23 protein-coding genes are annotated in these 21,314 nt (G+C 69.0%); 9 read left to right on the top strand and 14 right to left on the bottom strand.

Translation table 11 applies throughout. The annotated features are described in order from the left end of the window. Positions 1–50 precede the first annotated feature (50 nt). Positions 51–1,673: an acyl-CoA synthetase gene (locus ACO2SS_RS15410; protein ID WP_423278560.1), complete on the top strand. Its 1,623-nt coding sequence runs from the start codon at positions 51–53 to the stop codon at positions 1,671–1,673. A gap of 61 nt (positions 1,674–1,734) precedes the next feature. On the opposite strand, the gene ACO2SS_RS15405 is transcribed toward ACO2SS_RS15410, so the two are convergent. Next, a complete protein-coding gene (locus ACO2SS_RS15405) occupies positions 1,735–1,908 on the bottom strand; it encodes a YdcH family protein (protein ID WP_423278559.1) in 174 nt (57 codons plus the stop codon). A gap of 166 nt (positions 1,909–2,074) precedes the next feature. On the opposite strand from ACO2SS_RS15405, the gene ACO2SS_RS15400 reads away from it, so the two are divergent. The 6 genes from ACO2SS_RS15400 (at position 2,075) to ACO2SS_RS15375 (ending at position 5,821) form a co-directional block, all read left to right on the top strand. Beyond that, the gene (locus tag ACO2SS_RS15400) at positions 2,075–2,293 is read left to right on the top strand and encodes a YdcH family protein (RefSeq protein ID WP_423278558.1); all 219 of its coding nucleotides are present in this window, start codon (positions 2,075–2,077) and stop codon (positions 2,291–2,293) included. Between the two features lie 126 nt (positions 2,294–2,419). After that, positions 2,420–2,917 (top strand): 5-(carboxyamino)imidazole ribonucleotide mutase, encoded by a 498-nt coding sequence (gene purE / locus ACO2SS_RS15395; RefSeq protein ID WP_423278557.1) that lies wholly within the window; start codon positions 2,420–2,422, stop codon positions 2,915–2,917. Further along, positions 2,910–3,995 carry a 5-(carboxyamino)imidazole ribonucleotide synthase gene (locus ACO2SS_RS15390; RefSeq protein WP_423278556.1) on the top strand — a complete coding sequence of 362 codons (1,086 nt, stop codon included), beginning with the start codon at positions 2,910–2,912 and terminating at the stop codon, positions 3,993–3,995. Before purE ends, ACO2SS_RS15390 begins: the two co-directional genes overlap by 8 nt. A 151-nt stretch (positions 3,996–4,146) precedes the next feature. After that, positions 4,147–4,455: a 30S ribosomal protein S21 gene (gene rpsU, locus ACO2SS_RS15385; protein ID WP_423278555.1), complete on the top strand. Its 309-nt coding sequence runs from the start codon at positions 4,147–4,149 to the stop codon at positions 4,453–4,455. 63 nt (positions 4,456–4,518) lie between these two features. Then, positions 4,519–5,379 carry a tetratricopeptide repeat protein gene (locus tag ACO2SS_RS15380; RefSeq protein ID WP_423278554.1) on the top strand — a complete coding sequence of 287 codons (861 nt, stop codon included), beginning with the start codon at positions 4,519–4,521 and terminating at the stop codon, positions 5,377–5,379. 79 nt (positions 5,380–5,458) lie between these two features. Continuing rightward, positions 5,459–5,821, top strand: a complete 363-nt coding sequence (locus ACO2SS_RS15375; protein ID WP_423278553.1) for a DUF3140 domain-containing protein — start codon at positions 5,459–5,461, stop codon at positions 5,819–5,821. Here ACO2SS_RS15375 and ACO2SS_RS15370 read toward each other — a convergent pair. Continuing rightward, positions 5,811–6,635: an alpha/beta hydrolase gene (locus ACO2SS_RS15370; protein ID WP_423278552.1), complete on the bottom strand. Its 825-nt coding sequence runs from the start codon at positions 6,633–6,635 to the stop codon at positions 5,811–5,813. The two genes, ACO2SS_RS15375 and ACO2SS_RS15370, sit on opposite strands and share 11 nt — an antisense overlap. Positions 6,636–6,762: 127 nt before the next feature. Between ACO2SS_RS15370 and ACO2SS_RS15365 the strand changes: the two genes are divergently transcribed. After that, positions 6,763–7,836 carry a zinc-binding metallopeptidase family protein gene (locus tag ACO2SS_RS15365; protein ID WP_423278551.1) on the top strand — a complete coding sequence of 358 codons (1,074 nt, stop codon included), beginning with the start codon at positions 6,763–6,765 and terminating at the stop codon, positions 7,834–7,836. 52 nt (positions 7,837–7,888) lie between these two features. Beyond that, complete coding sequence (locus ACO2SS_RS15360) at positions 7,889–8,809, top strand: bifunctional helix-turn-helix transcriptional regulator/GNAT family N-acetyltransferase (RefSeq protein ID WP_423278550.1); 921 nt, start codon at positions 7,889–7,891, stop codon at positions 8,807–8,809. 23 nt (positions 8,810–8,832) lie between these two features. Here the strand turns inward: ACO2SS_RS15360 and ACO2SS_RS15355 are convergent, their stop codons facing one another. From ACO2SS_RS15355 to ACO2SS_RS15300, 12 genes are all read right to left on the bottom strand, one after another. After that, positions 8,833–9,516 carry a hypothetical protein gene (locus ACO2SS_RS15355; protein WP_423278549.1) on the bottom strand — a complete coding sequence of 228 codons (684 nt, stop codon included), beginning with the start codon at positions 9,514–9,516 and terminating at the stop codon, positions 8,833–8,835. Positions 9,517–9,607: 91 nt separating this feature from the next. After that, positions 9,608–11,017: an NAD(P)(+) transhydrogenase (Re/Si-specific) subunit beta gene (locus tag ACO2SS_RS15350; RefSeq protein WP_423278548.1), complete on the bottom strand. Its 1,410-nt coding sequence runs from the start codon at positions 11,015–11,017 to the stop codon at positions 9,608–9,610. Between the two features lie 10 nt (positions 11,018–11,027). Continuing rightward, the gene (locus tag ACO2SS_RS15345) at positions 11,028–11,471 is read right to left on the bottom strand and encodes a proton-translocating transhydrogenase family protein (protein WP_423278547.1); all 444 of its coding nucleotides are present in this window, start codon (positions 11,469–11,471) and stop codon (positions 11,028–11,030) included. A gap of 40 nt (positions 11,472–11,511) precedes the next feature. Continuing rightward, positions 11,512–12,714, bottom strand: a complete 1,203-nt coding sequence (locus ACO2SS_RS15340) for a Re/Si-specific NAD(P)(+) transhydrogenase subunit alpha (protein ID WP_423278546.1) — start codon at positions 12,712–12,714, stop codon at positions 11,512–11,514. Positions 12,715–12,770: 56 nt separating this feature from the next. Beyond that, entirely contained in the window at positions 12,771–13,064 is a 294-nt protein-coding gene (locus ACO2SS_RS15335; RefSeq protein ID WP_423278545.1) for an aa3-type cytochrome c oxidase subunit IV, read from the bottom strand. Positions 13,065–13,144: 80 nt separating this feature from the next. After that, on the bottom strand, positions 13,145–14,506 hold the full coding sequence (locus ACO2SS_RS15330; RefSeq protein WP_423278544.1) for an ABC1 kinase family protein: 1,362 nt from the start codon (positions 14,504–14,506) through the stop codon (positions 13,145–13,147). A gap of 77 nt (positions 14,507–14,583) precedes the next feature. Continuing rightward, on the bottom strand, positions 14,584–14,985 hold the full coding sequence (locus ACO2SS_RS15325) for a type II toxin-antitoxin system death-on-curing family toxin (RefSeq protein WP_423278543.1): 402 nt from the start codon (positions 14,983–14,985) through the stop codon (positions 14,584–14,586). Then, on the bottom strand, positions 14,982–15,233 hold the full coding sequence (locus ACO2SS_RS15320; protein ID WP_423278542.1) for an AbrB/MazE/SpoVT family DNA-binding domain-containing protein: 252 nt from the start codon (positions 15,231–15,233) through the stop codon (positions 14,982–14,984). The genes ACO2SS_RS15325 and ACO2SS_RS15320 overlap by 4 nt, the downstream gene beginning before the upstream one ends. 57 nt (positions 15,234–15,290) lie before the next feature. Then, positions 15,291–16,505: a TIGR03862 family flavoprotein gene (locus ACO2SS_RS15315; RefSeq protein ID WP_423278541.1), complete on the bottom strand. Its 1,215-nt coding sequence runs from the start codon at positions 16,503–16,505 to the stop codon at positions 15,291–15,293. Positions 16,506–16,523: 18 nt separating this feature from the next. Further along, positions 16,524–17,852, bottom strand: coding sequence for a GNAT family N-acetyltransferase (locus ACO2SS_RS15310; RefSeq protein ID WP_423278540.1), 1,329 nt, complete (start codon positions 17,850–17,852; stop codon positions 16,524–16,526). Further along, positions 17,845–19,236, bottom strand: coding sequence for an oligosaccharide flippase family protein (locus ACO2SS_RS15305; protein ID WP_423278539.1), 1,392 nt, complete (start codon positions 19,234–19,236; stop codon positions 17,845–17,847). The genes ACO2SS_RS15310 and ACO2SS_RS15305 overlap by 8 nt, the downstream gene beginning before the upstream one ends. A gap of 148 nt (positions 19,237–19,384) precedes the next feature. Next, a complete protein-coding gene (locus tag ACO2SS_RS15300) occupies positions 19,385–21,223 on the bottom strand; it encodes a M3 family oligoendopeptidase (protein WP_423278538.1) in 1,839 nt (612 codons plus the stop codon). Between the last annotated feature and the right edge of the window lie 91 nt (positions 21,224–21,314).

The raw sequence follows: 21,314 nt of genomic DNA, 5'->3' as shown, positions 1-21,314 counted from the left end.
CGGTGCACTCGCCCCCTAAAGCTGAGGCAAAGCTTGAGGGGAGGGGCCACGTGTCCGCCTACGACCGGGATCTCGATCGCAATCCGGCGAACCACCAGCCGCTGAGCCCGCTCCAGTTCCTGGAACGTGCGGCAGAAACCTTTCCCGATCGCACGGCGATCGTCCATAGCGGGCTCCGCCGCTCCTATGCGGAGTTCTACGCCCGGGCGAGACGGCTGGCTTCGGCCCTGAACAGGCGTGGGGTCGGGCCTGGCGACACGGTGGCCGTGGTCCTGGCCAATACGCCGGCCATGCTCGAATGCCATTACGGCGTGCCCATGTGCGGCGCGGTGCTCAACACCCTGAACACCCGGCTCGACGCGGCGACGATCGCCTTCACGCTCGACCATGGCGAGGCCAAGGTCGTGATCACGGACCGGGAGTTCTCGACGGTCGTGAAGGCGGCGCTCGCGAAGTCCGGCCGGACGCCGCTGGTGATCGACTACGACGACCCGGAATATGACGGGCCCGGCGAGCGCCTCGGCGAGGTGGAATACGAGGCGCTGGTCGCGGAGGGCGATCCCGGCTTCGCGTGGCAGCCCCCGGCCGACGAGTGGGACGCCATCGCCCTGAACTACACCTCCGGCACGACCGGCGACCCGAAGGGCGTCGTCTACCATCATCGCGGCGCCTACCTGACGGCGATCGGCAACGTGCTCTCGGCCGGGATGGGCCGGCATCCCGTCTATCTGTGGACGCTGCCGATGTTCCACTGCAACGGCTGGTGCTTCCCCTGGACCATCTCGATCCTGGCCGGGACGCATGTCTGCCTGCGCTGGGTCAGGGCGAAGGCGATGTACGACGCCATCGCGGATCACGGGGTCACGCATCTGTGCGGAGCCCCCATCGTCATGTCGACGCTGCTGAACGCGCCGGCGGGAGACAGGCGCGAATTGCCGCACCGCGTCGAGTTCATCACGGCGGCCGCGCCGCCGCCGGAAGCCGTCCTCGCCGCGATGGCCCAGGCCGGGTTCAACGTCACCCATGTCTACGGCCTGACGGAGACCTACGGCCCGGCCGTGGTGAACGAGTGGCATCCGGAATGGGACGACCTGCCGGCCGGGGACCAGGCTGTCAGGAAGGCGCGCCAGGGAGTCCGCTACGTGCCGCTGGACGCGCTCGACGTGCGGGATCCGGCGACCATGGAGCCGGTTCCGGCCGACGGGGAGACGCTCGGCGAGGTCATGTTCCGCGGCAACGTCGTGATGAAGGGCTACCTGAAGAACCCGAAGGCCAGCGAAGCCGCCTTCGCGGGCGGCTGGTTCCACTCCGGGGATCTCGGGGTCAAGCACCCCGACGGCTACATCCAGCTGAAGGACAGGTCCAAGGACATCATCATCTCGGGCGGCGAGAACATCTCCTCGATCGAGGTCGAGGAGGCGCTCTACAAGCATCCCGCCGTCCAGGCCGCGGCCGTGGTGGCGAAGCCCGACGAGAAATGGGGCGAGACGCCCGTCGCCTTCGTGGAGCTCAAGCCCTCGGAGATGGTCTCGCCCGAGGAGATCGTCGCCTGGTGCCGCGCCAACCTCGCCCATTACAAGGTGCCGCGCCACGTCGTGTTCGTGGAACTGCCGAAGACCTCGACGGGCAAGATCCAGAAATTCCGCCTGCGCGAGATGGCGCAGGCCGTCTGAAGGCAAGCGAAAACCGCCGCCCTGGCGGGCGGCGGCAAAATCTCAGAGCTTCAATGCGAATTTAGTGGGACGGCCGCTTCAGGCGGTAGATTTCGTCCTTGAGCTGCAGCTTCCGCCGCTTGAGTTCAGCCACTCTTACCGGGTCGGCCGAGGGACGTGCGGCGATACCATGAATCTCGCGCTCGAGAGCTTCGTGACGGCGCTCAAGCTCGGACAGATGATTCTGCAGCGGCATTGATGTCTCCTCACCTGTTGCTAGCGGATGAAGTGTGCGACTCGATTCGTGGCGAACCTGTGGCGAGGCGCCGCAGCTTGACCGCAGGGCAGCCTTGCTGCGATGCCGGGGCGGCAGCATAGTCGCAGCCGCCTTCGGGTGAACATTGCGACGCTCGGGAGCCGCGATGGAGCTGGAACAGGACGACGATCCGTTAGCTGCGATGCAGGCCGAGCTGTCGCGGCTCCGACAGGAGCATCGCGACCTCGATTCAGCTATCGAGGCGCTCGAGAACATGAACGGCGGAGACCAGCTTCAGGTTCAGCGTCTGAAGAAGAGAAAGCTGATCCTGAAGGATCGGATGTCCTTCCTCGAGGACCAGGTCACGCCCGACATCATCGCCTGACGCGGAGGGCCCCCGCCCTCCCGACCCGCATGGCGGGCCCCGGGGAGAGGCCGGGCGCCTGCGGCGAACGCTTGCCCAACCCCGTGCCCTCCTCTAAGCGGCCCTTTTCCGCGGGGACAGACGGGCATGAACACGGGTGAAGCACCCGTCGCGATCATCATGGGAAGCCAATCCGACTGGGCCACGATGCGGCATGCCGCCGAAACGCTGGACGCCCTCGGCATTCCCCACGACGACCGCATCGTGTCCGCGCACCGCACGCCGGACCGGCTCTTCGACTTCGCGAAGGGCGCACGGGATGCGGGCTTCAAGGTGATCATCGCGGGCGCGGGCGGCGCCGCGCACCTGCCCGGCATGGCGGCTTCAATGACGACGCTGCCGGTGCTCGGCGTTCCCGTCGAATCGAAGGCGCTCTCCGGACAGGACAGCCTCCTGTCCATCGTGCAGATGCCGGCCGGCGTGCCCGTGGGCACCCTGGCGATCGGCCGCGCCGGCGCCGTGAACGCGGCGCTCCTGGCCGCCTCCATCCTGGCCCTCGGGGACAAGGAGCTGTCGCGGCGGCTCGATGCCTGGCGTCTCGCCCGGACCGAGGAGGTCGCGGAGCGGCCGCGCGACGATGGTTGACCGGCTCGCGCCCGGCGCCACGATCGGGATTCTGGGCGGCGGCCAGCTCGGCCGCATGCTGGCGCTGGCGGCCGCTCAGCTCGGGGTCAGGTCGCACGTCCTCTGTCCCGATCCGCACAGCCCGGCCTTTGACGTATCCGCCCGGCACACCGTCGCCGATTACGAGGACGAGACGGCGCTGCGGGCCTTCGCCGAGGCGGTCGACGTCGTCACCTACGAGTTCGAGAACGTCCCGGCCCGGACGGCCGAGATCGTCGCCGCGGCGCATCCGCTCTATCCGGGCGCCAAGGCGCTCGCGACGACCCAGGACCGGTTCGTCGAAAAGAGCTTCGTGGCGGGGCTCGACATTCCGACGGCACCCTTCCGGGTAGTCGGAAGCGCGGCCGAACTGGCCGAAGCCCTGGCCGAGCTCGGCTCACCCGCCATCCTGAAGACCCGCCGCTTCGGTTACGACGGCAAGGGCCAGGTCCGGATCGGGCCCGGCGATTCACCCGAGGAAGCCTGGGCCCAGCTCGGCGGCGCCCCGGCGATCCTCGAAGGCTTCGTCGGCTTCAGCCAGGAAATCTCCATCGTCGGCGCTCGCGGACGGGACGGCGCCTTCGCGGCCTATGATCCGTGCTGGAACGAGCACCGGGGCGGGATCCTGGACGTGACGCGGCTGCCGAGCGGGCTTCCGGCCGCGACGGAGCAGATAGCCATCGCGGCGGCCCGGCGCATCGCCGAGGCGCTCGACTATGTCGGCGTGATCGCGGTCGAGATGTTCGTGGTCGGCGAAGGCGAGGGCGCGAGCATCCTCGTGAACGAGATCGCGCCCCGGGTGCACAATTCCGGCCACTGGACGGTCGAGGGGGCGGAGACCTCGCAGTTCGAGCAGCATGTCCGCGCCATCTGCGGCTGGCCGCTCGGCTCCACCCTTCGCCGGGGGCGGATCGAGATGCGCAACCTGATCGGCACGGACATCGAGGCCTGGCCGGAGATCCTCGCGACACCCGGCGCGCATCTCCACCATTACGGGAAGGCCAAGGCCCGCGCCGGACGCAAAATGGGCCATGTGACGAGGGTCTTTACCGGCTCCTGAGAAAGTCCTGAATTCTGCTGAGATCATCCTGGACAGGGTTTTGCGACTCTGCTATCGGCCGCGCTTCGGCGCAGGCCTGCGCGGTTGCGCCCTTTAGTCGTTTCCGAGATTTACGCTGGCGGTCAGCGAAGAGGCACCTCGAGGAGCACGCGTGCAGGTTCTCGTTCGGGACAACAACGTCGACCAGGCGCTTCGCGCCCTGAAGAAGAAGATGCAGCGCGAAGGCATCTTCCGCGAGATGAAGCTCCGTGGCCATTACGAGAAGCCATCGGAGAAGAAGGCGCGCGAGAAGGCCGAGGCCGTTCGCCGCGCGCGCAAGCTGATCCGCAAACGCATGCAGCGCGAAGGCCTGCTGCCGTCCAAGCCGAAGCCGCCGCCGCGTGGCGGCGCTCGCCCTGGCCGCCCCGGCGAGGTTCGCCCGGCGGCCCCGCGTCCGGTTGCCGCGACCCCGGCGATCTGATCTCTTCAGTTTTTCCTAACCACGAGCCGACACCTTCCGGCCGGCGGACGGGAGTTTGAGCTTATGGTTGCGTCAAGCGGACGGAAGTGGGGCATCATCGGGGCGGCTGCGCTGTCGGCCGCGCTCGCGGGGTGCAACACCGTCGGGCAGACGGGACGCGGGCCGCAGGTCGCGGTCCTCGAAGAGGACAAGACCGGGACGGCCTCGATCAACATCGAGTCGCTCACGGATGTCGTGCAGCGCAATCCGAACGATGCGAGCGCCTACAATACGCGGGGCGCCGCGCTCGCCCGGTCCGGGCGGTTCGGCGACGCGATCGCCGATTTCAGCAAGGCGTTGCAGATCGATCCGAACAACGCGCCGGCCTATACGAATCGCGGCCTGGCGAACCGGCAGACGAACCGCAACGACGCGGCCTATGCGGATTTCTCCCGCGCCATCGAGTCCGATCCGAATTACGGCCCGGCCTATATCGGCCGCGCCAATCTCGAGCGCGCGCGCGGCAACTACGACGCCGCCCTCTCCGACCTGAGCCAGGCGATCCGGCTGACGCCGGAATCGGCGGAAGCGCTGCACGCCCGCGGCCTCGTCTACCAGCGCATGGGGCGCCATCGCGAGGCGATCATCGATTTCGACGCGGCCATCGACCGGAACGCCTATGTGGCCGCCCCGTATGCGGCGCGCGGCCAGAGCCTGATCACCACGAACCAGCTCGACAAGGCGGTCGAGGATTTCAACGCGGCGCTGAACATCAACAACAAGGACGCCGATTCCTGGGCGTGGCGCGGCGTGGCGCTCGACAAGCTCGGCCGCAAGACCGAGGCGCAGGAGAGCTTCAGCCGGGCGACCACGATCGATCCGGGCAACAGCATCGCCCGGCGGGGGCGCGGCGCCGGCGTGGCGTCGCTGAACCCGTTCCAGTAGCGGGCGCCGTTCACGAGTTCGAGCGGGTCCGATCGGGGATCCCTTCCGCGGCGTTGTCGGCCGGGAAGGGAGATCGCCGATGGCGCAAGGTGCCGAGAGCCTGGACGAGGCGGAGCGCAAGCGGGTCTGGGCCGATTTCCGGTCGGCCGTGAACATGAGCCCGGCAGCCCTGGAGAAGTGGCTCCGGACGGAGGAGAGCCGCTCGGTCGGCTGGACCCACGAAGGCGAGAGCGAGGCCGTCGGGCACCAGGAGGGGCGGCGGATCGTCGAGATCCGGCGACGGCGGAAGAGCGATCTGACCGAGGACGATTACCGGCACATGCGGAAGGTCGTCGGCTACGTCCACCGCCACATGGCGCAGGGCGGGCCGAAGGAGGACAAGACGCATTCGCGCTGGCGCTACTCGCTCATGAACTGGGGCCACGATCCGCTCAAGGCCTGACCGCCTCGCCGGGGGCGAGCCGCTTCTCGACCTCGCCCAGGAAGGAGCGGACATGGTCGATGCCGCCTGCCTCCAGGATCGAGACATGGTCGATCCCGGGCAGGCGCACATAGCGCTTCGGCTCGTTGGCGGCGTTGAACAGGAGTTCCGACAGCGCGATCGGGATCACGGCATCGTCCTCGCCGTGCATCACGAGGAGCGGCACCTTCACGTCCCCGATGCGATCGATCGACCGGAACTGGTCGCGCATCAGGAGGGCGATCGGCAGGAACCAGTAGACCCCGCGCGCGACGTCTGCCGTCGACGTGTAGGGTGCGTCGAGGATCACCCCGCCCACGGGCCGTTCCGTCGCGAGGCGGACGGCAACGCCCGTCCCGAGCGACTCGCCGTACAGGACGATGCGCTCGGGCTGATACGAGTTCAGCCAGTCCCGCGCCGCCCGCGCGTCCTCGCGCAGCCCCTCCTCGGACGGCGAGCCCGTGGAGCCGGAATAGCCGCGATAGCTGACGATCAGCAGGCCGCGACCGTCGCGCGTGAGCAGACGCACCCGCTCGCGGCGGTTCCAGAGGCTGCCGCCATTGCCGTGGAAGTAGAGGATGAGGGCGCGGCCGGGCTCGGGCGGCTTCCACCAGCCGAGGATGCGCTCGCCGTCCGCCGTCCTGATCTCGACATCCTGCATCTCGGGCAGGCCGGCCTCCGCGGCCGTCACGCGCAGGGACGAGGCCGGGAAGAGCAGCCGCCGCTGCTGCGTGTAGAGCAGGGCGAGAAGGGCGAGGTAGATGAGCCCCCCGATCAGCACCGCGTTGCCGACCAAGCGGAGAAGTCCTGAGCCGCTGCTCTCCATCGTGCTCGGGCTAGGTGAAATAGAGGCCAGGAACAATGTGGTGCGCCCGCAATTGTTCGGCCTGCTCCCCGCACCACAGAACGACCGAGCCGGCCGCATGAAGCTGTTCAAGTGCCCGCATTGCGGGCAGCTGCTCTATTTCGAGAACGTGAAATGCGAGCGCTGCGGCCACCGCCTTGGCTACATTCCCGAGGCCGACATCCTGGCCGCCCTGGAGCCGAGCGGCGACGGCGCCTGGCGATCCCTGGCGAGCGACGGCGGCCTCTACCGCTTCTGCTCCAACGCCGAGCACGAGGTCTGCAACTGGCTGATCCGGGCGGAGAGCCCCGACACGCTCTGCCGCGCCTGTCGGCACAACCGCACCATCCCGGATCTCAGCCAGCCCGGCGCGCAGGAAGCCTGGCGGAAGATGGAGGACGCCAAGCACCGCCTGTTCTACCAACTGCTGCGGCTCCGGCTGCCAACGCCCGCCCAGGGCGAGGCGAACGAGCCGCTGGTCTTCGACTTCCTGGCCGATCCGCCGACCCCGACCGGCCCCAAGGTGATGACCGGCCACGACGACGGCCTCATCACGATCGCGCTCGCCGAGGCCGACGACGCGGAACGGGAGCGGCGCCGCGCCGCCATGGGGGAGCCCTACCGGACGCTGCTCGGCCATTTCAGGCACGAGGTCGGGCACTTCTACTGGGACATCCTGGTGCGGGATGGCGGCCGGCTGGCCGAGTGCCGGGCCGTGTTCGGCAACGACGAGGAGGATTACGGCGAGGCCCTCAAGCGCCACTACGAGCAGGGCGTCCCGCCGAACTGGCAGGAGAACTACATCTCCGCCTACGCGACCACGCATGCCTGGGAGGATTTCGCCGAGACATGGGCGCATTACCTCCACATCGTCGATTGCCTCGAGATGGCCCGCGCCTTCGGCATGAGCGTCCGGCCGGAGGGGGACCAGACGGGATTGCTCGCCGCGGAGGCGGACGTGGATGTCTACGGGCCGGGCGATTTCGAGCCGCTGATCCGAACCTGGCTGCCCATCGCGTTCGCGCTGAACAGCGTGAACCGCTGCATGGGCCAGAGCGATCTGTACCCCTTCGTGCTGTCGCCCGCGGTGGAGAAGAAGCTCGCCTTCATTCACCGGCTCGTTCACGACCGACAGAGCGCCGCCACCATATAGTTGACGCAGTCAAATATTCTGGCCAGTCTCGCCTGGAAAGCGGTGACGGGTCATGGGCGGGACGGACGAAGCCGCGATCGCGGCGGTGCGGGGCTTCACGCGCTTCTACACGCGGCAGGCGGACCTCCTGAACGAGGGCCTCCTCGACAGCGGCTTCTCGCTGGCCGAGGCGCGCGTCCTCTACGAGCTGGCGAACCGAGCCGAGGCCACGGCCGGCGACCTCGTCCGCGACCTCGCAATCGACGCGGGTTATCTCAGCCGCATCCTCAAGCGCTTCCGGTCGGCGGGCCTGCTGAGCCGGGAAGCTGCGCCGGATGACGGGCGGCGTGCCCGCCTGACGCTCACCGAAATGGGCCACGCGGCGTTCGGGCCGCTCGATCTCGCCTCGCGCGAGCAGGTGGCGCGCCTGCTCGGTCCGCTCACCGATGGCCGGCGCCGGGCGCTCCTGCGCGCCATGGCGGAGATCCAGGAAATCCTAGGCGATGCGCCGGAGGAGGGCTTCACGCTCGGGCCTCACAGGCCCGGCGACATGGGCTGGATCACCCACCGCCAGGCGGTCCTCTACGCGACGGAATACGGCTGGGACGATACGTTCGAGGCCCTGGTGGCCGGGATCACGGCGAGCTTCATCCGCAACTTCGATCCCGAGCGCGAGCGCTGCTGGATCGCGGAAAGGCGCGGCGAGGTGGTCGGCTCGATCTTCTGCGTCCGGGAAAGCGACAGCGTCGCCAAGCTGCGGCTTCTCTACGTGGAGCCGCAGACGCGCGGCCTCGGGATCGGCCGGCGGCTCGTCGGAGAATGCATCGCCTTCGCGCGCGCGACCGGCTACCGGACCCTCACGCTCTGGACAAACGACATCCTGGGGGCGGCCCGGAAGATCTATGTCGAGGCGGGGTTCAAGCTCGTGGCCGAGGAGCGCCACCACTCCTTCGGGCACGACCTGGTCGGCCAGAACTGGGAGCTGGCGCTATGACTGCACCCCGCGCCAGGCCGGCTTCAGAGCGTTACGCGCGTCACGATCCGGGCAGGCCGCCGGCCCGGAATCGAGCGCTGGAACGCCTTCGAGGACCCAGGGATAGCAGCCTCGGCGGCATCTCGATCCGCAGCCGAAACGCGGTTCTCGGCGCAGGCGCCGCGGGCATCCCAGAGCTGCCTAGCGACCACGCTCCCCACCCCGCCCGTGATGGCGCTCCCGGCCAAATCGTTGGGCTTGACGCGCTTAGCCGCGATCAAGCCCTTGATGGCTTCCCCCAGGATCTCGGCGGAATCCTCGAACGTGACGTCGGCGAGTAGCCGATGCTGGGTTGTGGGATCGCCGTCCACGAGACAGTGCCTGGCGACGAAGAGCCAGTCGTGGATCATGTAGGCGGGCGCATAGCCCCAGGGAGAGAGCCCATTGAACACCTGGGCGATGCGGGGAATCGAGCCGCCGTCGGTGTACATCATGTCGGGCTTCACGATGGCACCAGGCTGTTGCGGGTCGGGCCGCCGGAACGTCAGTGGTGCGTCGGGATCGGGCACGAACAGGAAGCGGCCGTCTTCCGAACCCTCGCCCTCGCCAACCCACATCACGAAGAGGCTGCCGGACAGCTTGCCGGGCGAAAGGTCTGCGTAATCGACGGTCGCGCATCCGCCGAGCAGGAGGCAACTCGTCAGAGCCGCCAGGAAACGTCCCGCCATTCCGTCCCCCTGTCCCGGGGGAACGTTACGATCGAAGCTTGGCCGCTGGCAATCCAGGCCTCTCGCCGGCGCCCCGTTGCCCGGGCTGGCCCTAATGCGCGAGGCTCTTGTTGATCTCGTCCACCATCTTCTTCGCGTCGCCGAAGAGCATCATGGTGTTGTCGTTGAAGAAGAGCGGGTTCTCGACGCCGGCATAGCCCGAGCCCATGCCGCGCTTGATGAAGAGCACGGTCTTGGCCTTCTCGACGTCCAGGATGGGCATCCCGTAGATCGGCGAGGACGGGTCGGTCTTGGCCGAGGGGTTGGTGACGTCGTTCGCGCCGATCACGAAGGCGACGTCGGCCTGCGGGAACTCGCCGTTGATGTCCTCGAGCTCGAACACCTCGTCATAGGGGACGTTCGCCTCGGCGAGGAGCACGTTCATGTGCCCGGGCATGCGGCCGGCGACGGGGTGGATGGCGTACTTCACCTCCACGCCCTCCTTCTTGAGGTTGTCGGCCATCTCGCGCAGCGAATGCTGGGCCTGGGCGACCGCCATGCCGTAGCCGGGCACGATGATCACCTTCGAGGCGTTCTTCATGATGAAGGCGGCGTCGTCGGCCGAGCCCTGCTTGACGGGGCGCGTCTCGGCGGCGCCGGCCGCCGGACCGGCTGTCTCGCCGCCGAAGCCGCCGAGGATGACGGAGATGAAGCTCCGGTTCATCCCCTTGCACATGATGTAGGACAGGATCGCGCCCGAGGAGCCGACGAGGGCGCCCGTGATGATCAGCGCCATGTTCTGCAGCGTGAACCCGATGCCGGCGGCGGCCCAGCCGGAATAGGAGTTCAGCATCGACACGACGACCGGCATGTCCGCGCCGCCGATCGGGATGATGAGCGTCACTCCGAGGATGAACGAGACGAGCACGATCGCCCAGAACGCGACGTAGCTCTCGGTCCGGATCAGCACGATGACCAGGATGACGAGCAGCACCGCGAGCGCGATGTTGAGCAGGTGCCGCTGCGGCAGGATGATCGGCTTGCCCGACATGCGCCCGTCGAGCTTCAGGAACGCGATCACCGAGCCCGTGAAGGTCAGCGCACCGATGGCGACGCCAAGCGCCATCTCGAAGAGCGACGCGCCGTAGATGCGGCCGGAAGCCGGGTTCACGATGCCGAAGGCCTGCGGGGCATAGAGCGCCCCGGCTGCCACGAGGACCGCCGCGAGGCCGACCAGCGAGTGGAACGCCGCCACGAGCTGCGGCATCGCCGTCATGGGGACGCGCTTGGCCACGACGGCCCCGATGCCGCCGCCGATCCCGAGGCCGAGGATCACCAGGATCCAGGCGATGGCACCGGCCGGCGGATGGCCGGCGAGCGTCGTCAGGATCGCGATGCCCATGCCGACCATGCCGAACAGGTTGCCCTGCCGTGAGGTCGTGGGGTGCGACAGGCCCCGCAGGGCCAGGATGAACAGGACCCCGGAGACGAGGTAGAGCAGGGCGGAGAGGTTCGGCGACATGGCGGCGGCCTCAGCCCTTCTTGCGGTACATCGCGAGCATTCGCTGGGTGACCAGGAAGCCGCCGAAGATGTTGATGGAGGCGAGGATCACGGCGATGAAGCCGAAGATCCGGGCCCAGGTCGTGCCCGAGCCGAGCATCGGGGCCGCCGCGACCCCGACCGAGAGCAATCCGCCCACCACGATCACGGAGGAGATCGCGTTGGTGACGGACATCAGCGGCGTGTGCAGGGCCGGCGTGACCGACCAGACCACGTAGTAGCCGACGCAGACGGCCAGGACGAAGACGGCCAGCTCGAAGACGACCGGGTCGACATGGCCGCCGGTCGCGGCGCTCGCGGCGGCGCTGAGGCCGCGGATCTGGTCGAGATAGCCCTGGGTGGCCTCGGCGGCCTGTCGGGCGGCGGCCGCGGAGGCGCGGGCGCTCTCGAGGGCCTGTTGATCGGTGGTCGCCATGCGGGAACTCCGGAGCCCGGCGGGGCCGATTACGAAGGGATCAGAGGGTAACGGCGTCTTCGGTGGAGGGCGCCTCGGCCGGGGAAGCCGCGGCGGGCGCCGCTTCCGGCCGCGCGGTGGCCCCGAAGAGCGGATGCACGACCGCACCGTCCCGGGTCAGCAGCGTCGCCTTGACGAGCTCGTCGTCCCATTTGACGGCGAGGCTCTTGGCGGCCTTGTCGACCAGCGTCTCCACGAACGCGTAGAGGTTGCGGGCGTAGAGGCTCGAGGCCGTGGCCGCGAGCCGGCTCACGTTCGAATAGCCGACGATCTTCACGCCGTTCGGCGTCGTGACGAGTTCGTCCGCCTTCGCGCCGTCGACGTTGCCGCCGCGCTCGACCGCGAGATCGACGAGGACCGAACCCGGCCGCATGGCGGCGATCATCTCGGCCGAGACGAGCTTCGGGGCGGGCCGGCCCGGAATGAGCGCGGTCGTGACGACGATGTCCTGCTTGGCGATGTGCGAGGCCACGAGCTCCGCCTGCTTGCGGCGATACTCGGCCGACATCTCCTTGGCGTAGCCGCCCGCGGTCTCGGCCTGCTTGAATTCCTCGTCCTCGACGGCGACGAACTTCGCGCCGAGCGACTCGACCTGCTCCTTGGCGGCCGGCCGCACGTCGGTCGCCGTGACGACCGCGCCGAGCCGGCGCGCCGTCGCGATCGCCTGGAGGCCGGCGACGCCCGCGCCCATGACGAAGATGCGGGCGGCCGGAACCGTGCCGGCGGCCGTCATCATCATGGGGAGAGCCCGGCCGTATTCGGCGGCGGCGTCGATGACGGCCCGGTAGCCGGCGAGGTTCGCCTGGCTGGAGAGCACGTCCATGACCTGCGCGCGGGTGATGCGCGGCATCAGCTCCATGGCGAAGGCGGCAACGCCCGCATCGGCCGCGACGCGCAGCGCGTCCTCGTTGCCGTGCGGGTCCATGATGGCGATGACCAGCGCGCCCGGCTTGCAGGCGCGAAGCTCGGCCGCGTCCGGACGCCGGACCTTCAGGACGATGTCGGCGTTCCGCGCGGTGGAGGCCGCGTCCGGCGCGATCGTCGCGCCGGCGGCCTCGAACTCCGAATCCGGCACGCCCGCGGCGACGCCCGCCCCGGCCTGGACCACGACGTCGGCGCCGAGCCCCGCATACTTCTTCACCGTCTCGGGCACTGCCGCGACGCGTGTCTCCGAGGGCGCGTCGGACAGGACAGCGATCCGCATTTCCGTCCCTTTCGGTTTATTGTCCGGCGCTCAGCCCGGAGAAGATCGGCAGGAAATCAGTAGAGGAGGAGCATCAGGAGCAGCACGCCCAGGACGGCTGCCACCGGGCGCCACGACAGGGTCGTCGAAACCAGCCCGATCCCGGCCGCGATATGGGCGAGCACCACCATCACGAGCGTGGAGATCCAGGCGCCCTTGATGCCGCCGACCGCAAGCGCCGCCACGATCGCGATGACGAAGATCGTCCCGACCGCAGTGAAATGCGTAAAGGCATTGTAGGTGGACTCATGCGCGGGCCCATCCATCTCGGGACGGTAAGCCTCGTTCCCCGCGCTGCTAGTCTGCGCCATCTCGACCCTCTTATGCGACGTTCCCCGTCTCGTAGCCGAAGCTCCGGGACGCCGCAATCGGGGCGTGGCTGTGGCGGATGTCAGGCCGGGTGAGGCAGTCCGGCGCGGTCGAGCGCCTCGCTCTGCCTCCGGGCCAGCTGTTCGACCGAGAAGCCCTCGATCTCCGACTGGAAGAGGCGGTGGAAGTTGAGCTCCGCATCGAGGTGCAGGAACACGCCGCCGAGCCCGACGGCCGCCCGGTCCATGAACACGAACTCGCGCGGGACGGTGACCGGTCCCTTTTCGCGCAGGGCCTTGTGCACCTGGTAGGCTTCGCGCCGGCCGTATTCGGAGGGCTTCACGCCGTCCGCGATGGTGCGGACCCTGTCCTCGAGGAGGGGCCCGTAGATGAAGCGCGCCCAGATGTTCAGCGTGTCGATGAGTTCGGGCGTGAGGCGGCGGAAGCCCCAGGTCTCATAGGCATGGACCATGCGGTCGCGGTCGCCGTGCTGGAGCCCGAGATAAAGGTCGACGACGCCCGCCAGGAAGCGCGGCGGGAAGATGCGGATGCAGCCATAATCCAGCAGGTTGATGCCCTGCGGCTCGCCGCCCTCGGAGAACACCGTGTAGTTCCCGAGATGCGGGTCGCCGTGGATGATGCCCAGGTCGGCGACCGGGTGCCACCAGGCCTTGAACATCGCCATGGCGAGGCGGTTGCGGATCTCCACCGGAGCCGTCTTGAAGGCGAGGATCTTCTCGCCGTCGAGCCAGCCGAGCGTCAGCAGGCGGCGGGTCGATAGCTCCGGAAAGACGTCGGGCACGCGCACTTCCGCGACCCCGTCCAGCGCCTCTCGATAGAGTGCGGCGTTCTTGGCCTCGTGCGTGTAATCGAGCTCCTCGCGGACTCGGGCGCCGATCTCCTTGGCGATCTCGCGCGTGTCGATGGCCGGATCCATGCGCCGGTGCAGCGCGAAGGCGATGTCGAGCTGCTTCAGGTCCGCCTCGACGGCCGATTGCATGTCCGGATATTGCAGCTTGCAGGCGAGCGCCCGCCCCTCATGGCTCGTGGCGCGATGGACCTGGCCGAGGGACGCGGCGGCGGCGGGCTTCAGGTCGAAGGAGCCGAAGCGGCTGCGCCAATCCGGCCCGAGCTCGCTCATCATGCGCCGGTTCACGAAGGCGGCGCCCATAGGCGGGGCCTCGCTCTGGAGCTTCGCGAGCTCGGCGGCATATTCCGGCGGGACGAGGTCCGGGATGGTGGCGAGAAGCTGCGCCACCTTCATGATGGGACCCTTCAGGCCGCCCAGGGCCGCCGCGAGCGCGGCCGCGTTCGAGGCGTTCGCACTTTCACGCCCGAGCAGCCGCTGGCCCGCGATCCTCGCCGCGACCCCGCCGACATTCGCGCCCACCCGGGCGTAGCGCGCGGCACGGGCGGAGAATCGGTTGGCTTCGCGGTCGGACATGCGGGGGACGGGGCTCCGGAGGGACCCGCTCTATATGGGGAGGAAATCCCGATTGGGCAGGGTTCTCTCGGGCGCACTCAGCCGGAGCCCGGATCGATGTTGTCGCGGATCCAGCGGGCGAGCTGGTCCTCCGTGAGTTCGCCGGCCGCCAGGGCAAGGATCGCGGCGGTCGCGTCCACGGGCGACGGCCTGAACGTGGCGTCGTTCAGCCCGAGAAACATGAAGATGGACGTGAACGCCGCCCGCTTGTTGCCGTCCACGAACGGATGATTGCGCGCGAGTCCGAAAGCGTAGGCGGCAGCCAAGGCGGCGAGGTCCGTCTCGCCATAGGCCCACTTGTTCGGTGCGCGCGCGACCGCGGAATCCAGCAGACCGTGATCGCGGATGCCGTCAGGGCCGCCGAAAATGGCCAGCTGCTCCGAATGGGCATCGGCCACCATCTCGACGGTGAGCCATACCGGCTCGCCGGTCTCCGTCACTTGGCGAGTTCGCGAAAGGTGTCGCCGTATTGCTGAAACGCCTTGCGGGCGAATTCGAGCGCCTTGGCGTGTTTCGGATCGTAGGGCGTGAGCTTCAGGTTGCGGTCGGGCTGCTCGACGACATGAAGCGTGTCTCCCTCCTTGAGGCGGAGACGGTGAAGCAGCTCCTTCGGGAAGATCACCCCGACGGAGTTTCCGATCTTCCGTACCTGAAGCGTGAGGGCCTCACCCTCGAGGTCCTTCGGCATGTCGCCCATCGTAGCGCCCTCTCGTTGTACGGAATGTATAACGAGCGAAGGCGCTGTCTAGGGGGTGCCAAGGTGCGTCAGCACCCCCTCCGCCGCCGCGACCCCGGTCGCGAAGCAGGCCTGCAGCAGGTAGCCGCCGGTCGGGGCTTCCCAGTCGAGCATTTCGCCCGCCACGAAGATGCCGGGCAGGCGCTTCAGCATGAAGCGATCGTCGATCTCGTCGAGGCGAATGCCGCCGGCGGACGAAATGGCGCGGTCGAGGCTGTCGGTCCCCGTCACCCTGAGCGGCACGGACTTGATCGCGGCCGAAAGACCCTGCGGGTCCGCCGGGAGGGCAGGCCCGAGACCCTCCCTCAGGATGCCGATCGCGACGGAGGAAAGTCCGGCTGCCTTGCGCAGGAAGCTCGACAGCGATTGCTTCCCCCGCCCGCGCGCCATCGAGCGCGCGAGGTCGTCGGCCGAGAGATCCGGCCGGAGATCGACGGTCAGGATCGCCTCGCCCCGACCCGCGATTTCGTCCCGCACCGAGGCCGCGACCGCGTAGACGGCCCCGCCCTCCAGGCCCGTGCGGGTGATGTTGGCCTCGCCCCTGGCGGTCCGGCCGGCATGGGTCAGGGCGATGCGCTTCAGCGGCGCGCCCTCGTGGCGCTCCAGCAGATGGGCGGACCATGCGATGCGCAGGCCGGTATTCGCGGGGACGAGATCGCGGATGCCGATCCCGGCGCGCCGCAGGATCGCAACCCAGCTGCCATCCGTGCCGAGCCGCGGCCAGCTCCCGCCGCCCAGCGCCAGGATGGTGGCGTCCGCCCGGACCGAGACCGGGCCCTCGGGCCCGTCGAACAGAAGCTCGCCGCTGGGGGACAAACCGGTCCAGCGATGCCTGGGCCGGATCGTGACCCCCAGCTCGTCCAGCCGGCCGAGCCAGGCCCGCAGCAGCGGCGAGGCCTTCCAGGCACGCGGGAAGACGCGGCCGCTCGATCCGACGAAGGTCTCCTGGCCGAGGCCCTCGGCCCATTCGCGCAGCCGCTCGGGCGGAAAGGCCTCCAGGGCAGGGCGGAGCCGTTCGGCCGCCTCGCCATAGCGCGCGAGGAACCGGTCGAAGGGCTCGCTATGGGTGAGGTTGAGCCCGCTGCGGCCGGCGATCAGCAGCTTGCGGCCCACCGACGGCATCCGGTCATAGACCGTGACGCTCACGCCTGCCCGGGCCAGCGTTTCAGCCGCGATCAGGCCTGCCGGCCCGCCCCCGATGACGGCCGCAATTCGAGAACCCACCGGAGCCAGAAGAAAGCCTCAGACCACCATCGTGGCGAGCATGGCGGCGAATTCGCCGTTCGGCTGCGCCGTGTTGAAGGTCATCATAGCCTTCCGGGAGGTTGCGTCGAGCTGCTTGCGGGCCTTGGCGGTCCGGGTCTCCTCGCCGCCCTGCACCAGGGTGCGCAGCGCCCGGACGGTCTCGCGGGCGGCGAGATAGCGCGCCTTGGCCTCCGAGCGCAGCTGGAGCCGGTTCCGCTCGGCGCTCGCGAGGTCCAGTCCGACGAGCGGCACGCTGGAGAGCCCGCCCGGCGCGCTGAGGGCCAGCGTGCCGACCTCCACGGCATCGTCCCAGAGGTCCTGGATGACGTGGCCGGCCTGGGTCACGCAGGAATCCATCTCGTCGGCAAAGCGGCTGGCGAACAGGTGCTCGATCACGAGGAGCTCGAGCACGAGTCCGGGGCTGAAGCGGCGAAGGCTCTCGTCATATGCGCATTTGATCGCGAACGAGGTCCGCCCGACCTGGAGGTTGAGCGAGACGGCGATCGCCGTCCCGTCGAGCGACAGGACGTCGGCCGAGGCGAGGGGCGCATCTCCGATCCGCCCGGCGAAGGCCGCGCGGGCGAAGGCGGCCGTCTCCGGCTGCGACAGGAAGGCCGTCGCGGCTTCGCCCTTCCAGCCGGAATGCTCGATGCGGAGAAAGTCCTCCAGGGCTGCCCGGAATTCGCCGGGCTCGGTCACATGCCGGAAGGCCACCGCACCCTGCTCGGACAGGCGGCGCTGCGTCCGGCGAAGCTCGCGCAGCCGTTTGGGCGCGACGCTCCGGGCCAGGTATTCCTCCGCCGCCTCGTCGCGTCGGCGCAGGATCGGCCGGGACAGGCTGCCGATGAATTCGGCCCGAGATCCTGTCGCACCGGCGCGCGCACGGATCAGGCCTGCGACGGGGCCGTCCAGGCGGATGTTGGGCAGGAGGAGGTGGGGCGCGAGCCCGGAGGCCGCCGTCCGGACGGACAGGATCGCATCCAGGGCGCGGGCCGCGTGGTCGCGGTGGATCAGGGGCGTGCCGCTCGGCTGGAACAGGTTCTGCGCCCCGAGCTCCACCGACCAGGGCAGGCCGTAGCGGAACCGGCTTCTCTGCACGGGCAGGAAGCCGATCAGACGCTCCCCGCTCCCGTCCCTTGCAAAGACGCAGAGCGCGCGGGTGCCGCTCTCCTCCAGGTGGTGCAGGCCGGCCAGGAAATAGGGTCGGCTGTAGAACGGGTTCTCCTCGATGGCGTTCGCGGCGAGCTCGTCCCAGGCGGGGCCGAGCGCCTGGAGTTCCTCCGGGCCGAGGAGGCGGATGACGGGCGGGTGCAGGATCTCAGTCATGCGCCTGCCTGAAGGACAGACCGAGCGGGAGGGCGATGCCGAGCCGGGCATAGGCGTAGCCCGCGAGCAGGAGCGAGCGGCCCGCCATCGTGGCCGCGCTCGCGGCCGCCGCGCCCGCGAGCCCGAAGGCCGGGACGAGCAGCACGAGGAGGACGAGGTTCAGGACGAGCGCGCGGGCGAAGCTCAGCGCGCAGACGCGCTCCTGGCCCAGCATGGTCAGGACGTCCTCTCCCGGCCCGCAGAGGCAGGCGACCACCATCCCGGAGACCAGGATCGGGACGAGCCAGGCCGCCGGTCCGAAACCGGGCCCGAAAAGGGCCAGCAGAAGCGGCGCGGCGGCGGAGAGGCAGATGGCGCCGACAAGAGCGACGGCGGAGGTCCCGAGCGTGACGAAGGCAATGAGGCGGTGGAGCTCGGCCCTGCGGCCGGTCGCCCGGAGGGCCGCGAAGCGCTGGGCGGTGGCGGCCGAGGCGGAATAGCGGACATATTCCAGGATCTGCGCGATCCGGGTCGCGGCGAAATAGACCGCCACGGCTTCCGGCGGGAGGAACAGCCCGACGACGAGGACGTCGGCGTTCAGCAGCAGCATCTCGGTCGTGTCGACGAGCGCGATCGGCAGGGCGGTCCTCAGCCACAGGCGGATGTCGTAGCGGCGATCGCCCGTCGGCACGGCCTGCCGCAGGGCGGCCCGGAGAAGGAGGGCCTGGACCGCGATTCCGGCCAGGAGAGCCGCCACGGCTCCGACCAGCGCGCCGCCGGGGCTCGGCAGCACGGGGGAGAGCGCGAGCGCGCCGAAGATCAGAACGGCTGCGCCCTGCCGGACGACATAGGCCGGCCCGATCCCGAGCAGCGGACGCCCGATCGCGCGGGCGATCGCCTCGAGGTTGTCCTGGATGGCGAGGAGTGGAACGGCCAGGAAGGCGATCGCGAGCGGCAGGACGTAGATGCCGTCCAGGAGGCCCGGTACGAGCGTGACGACCCCGATCGCCGCGAGCCCGATGCAAGTGCCGGCCCCCAGCGCGAAGAGGATCCCGAACCGCACGAAGCCGCGCACGGCTGCGTGATCCCTCGTCGCGAGCGCCTCCGCCACGTAGCGGCAGAGCGCCTGGTTGGTGCCCCCGACCGAGAGATGGCCGAGCAGCGTCAGCCAGACGAGCGCGAGGGCATAGATCCCGAAGCCTTCCTGGCCGAGATAGCGGGCGGCAAGGACCTGGGCCGCATAGGCCAGCGCAGCGCCGGCGAGGCGGGCGGCAAGCACCTGGGCGCCGGCGCGTCCGTCCCGGTGCGAAGCGACGCGCTTCACCCGTTCGCGGATCGAGGCCGTCAGCGAGAGAGCGCGAGAGGAATCGACCACGATCCCGGCCGGGCTCATGCGCCAATCCATGCGTCGCTGTCGGTCGGCCCGTTCATCTTCCAGCTCCTTTTGCCATGTGCAACGGGAGCTGTTGTCAATCTATGAACCGGATAGGGGAGATGTCGCTGGACAGGCTCTATACAGGTCGTTTTCAACGGCAGATTGCGAGACGACTGCGTTATTCCATGCTCTCCAGCTCGGCGATCAGGTTCTCGATCATCGACAATCCGATCTGCCAGAACCCGGGATCCCGCGCGTCGAGGCCGAAGGGCTTCAGGAGTTCGCCATAGGGCTTGCTGCCGCCCGCCGAGAGAAGCGCGAAATACCGGTCCACAAAGCCGTCGCTCGCGCGCTGGTAGACGCCGTAGAGCGAGTTCACCAGGCAATCGCCGAACGCATAGGCGTAGACATAGAACGGCGAGTGGATGAAGTGCGGAATATAGGTCCAGTAGGTCTCGTATCCCGGGCCGAGGCGGATCGAGGGCCCGAGGCTCTCGGACTGGACGGACATCCAGAGTTCGCAAAGCTTGTCTGACGTCAGCTCGCCCTGGCGGCGCTCGATGTGAAGCTTCCGCTCGAAGGAATAGAACGCGATCTGACGCACGACCGTGTTGATCATGTCCTCGACCTTCTGGGCGAGCATGGCCCGCCGCTGCTCGGTCTCGGTTGTGCGCTCCAGCAGTCGCCGGAAGGTCAGCATCTCCCCGAAGACGCTCGCCGTCTCGGCCAGCGTCAGCGGCGTCGGCGCCATCAGGGCGCCGTTCGGGGCGGCGAGGACCTGGTGCACGCCGTGCCCGAGCTCGTGCGCGAGCGTCATCACGTCCCGCGGCTTCCCCTGGTAGTTCAGGAGGACGTAGGGATGCGCGGAGGGGACGGTCGGGTGCGCGAAGGCACCGGGCGACTTGCCGGGCCGCACCGGCGCGTCGATCCACCGCTCGTCGAAGAAGCGGCGCGCGATGTCGGCCATCTTCGGGGCGAACTCGCCATAGGCTTCGAGCACGGTGTCCCGCGCCTCGCCCCAGGAGATCGGCCGCTGGTCGACCTTCGGAAGCGGCGCGTTGCGGTCCCAGAAATCCAGCACGTCGCGGCCGAACCAATGGGCCTTCAGCCGGTAATAGCGATGCGACAGGCGCGGATAGGCGTCCGTGACGGCCTGGACGAGGGCGTCGACGACCTCCCGCTCGACGCGGTTCGCGAGATGGCGCGAATCGGCCACGTCCTCGAAGCCGCGCCAGCGGTCGGAGATCTCCTTGTCCTTGGCGAGCGTGTTGGTGATCAGCGTGAAGACGCGCAGGTTGCTCCTGAACACGTCGGCGAGCGCGTCGGCGGCCTCGCGGCGTACCTCGCCGTCACGATCCTGGAGCTTGTTGAGCGTCGGCTCGAGCGTCAGCTCCTCGCCCCGGACCTTGAAGCGGAGCGAGGCGAGCGTCTCGTCGAACAGGCGGTTCCAGGCGCCGCGGCCGGTGACGGACTTCTCGTGGAAGAGCTGCTCGATGCGGTCCTCGAGCTGGAAGGGCTTGTCCTTGCGGATGTCCTCCAGCCACGGCCGGTAATGGCCGAGGGCCGGGTCGGCCATCGCGGTCTCCAGGACCCCGTCCTCGATGCGGTTCAGCTCCAGCGTGAAGAACAGGAGGTCGCTTGAGGCCGCGGTCAGCCGCTCCTGCGTGTCGCCGTAGAACTTGGCCCGCACGGGGTCGGTGGTGTCGCCGGAATAGACCAGCCCGGCATAGGACATGAGCCGCCCGAGCCGATCCTCGATCGCCTCGTAGCGCTTGACGGCCTCGGCGAGCCCGCCCGAGCGAGCCAGGTCGTCGAGCCTGCCCCGGTAGGCCTCCGCAAAGGTGCGGCACTCGCCCTCGGCCCAGGCGAGGTCAGTCCTGAACGCCTCGCTGTCCATTCCCGGATAGAGCTGGAACAGATCCCATTCAGGCAGGGCGCCAAGCTCCGTCTGGCCGGCGGGCGTGGCGGCCAGAACGGCACTGGAGCGAGCATGCTCACGGAAGGCGACGGGCGACATCGCGATGGCAATCCTGATCGGCGTGGAACTGTTCCAATATCGGGCGTAGACGGCGCGGATCAACAAGGGAAGCCGGTAACCTTAAGCGGGG

The organism is Enterovirga sp. CN4-39, assembly GCF_049446235.1.
Taxonomy (GTDB): domain Bacteria; phylum Pseudomonadota; class Alphaproteobacteria; order Rhizobiales; family Beijerinckiaceae; genus Enterovirga.
This window is presented reverse-complemented; position numbering and strand designations above follow the sequence as displayed.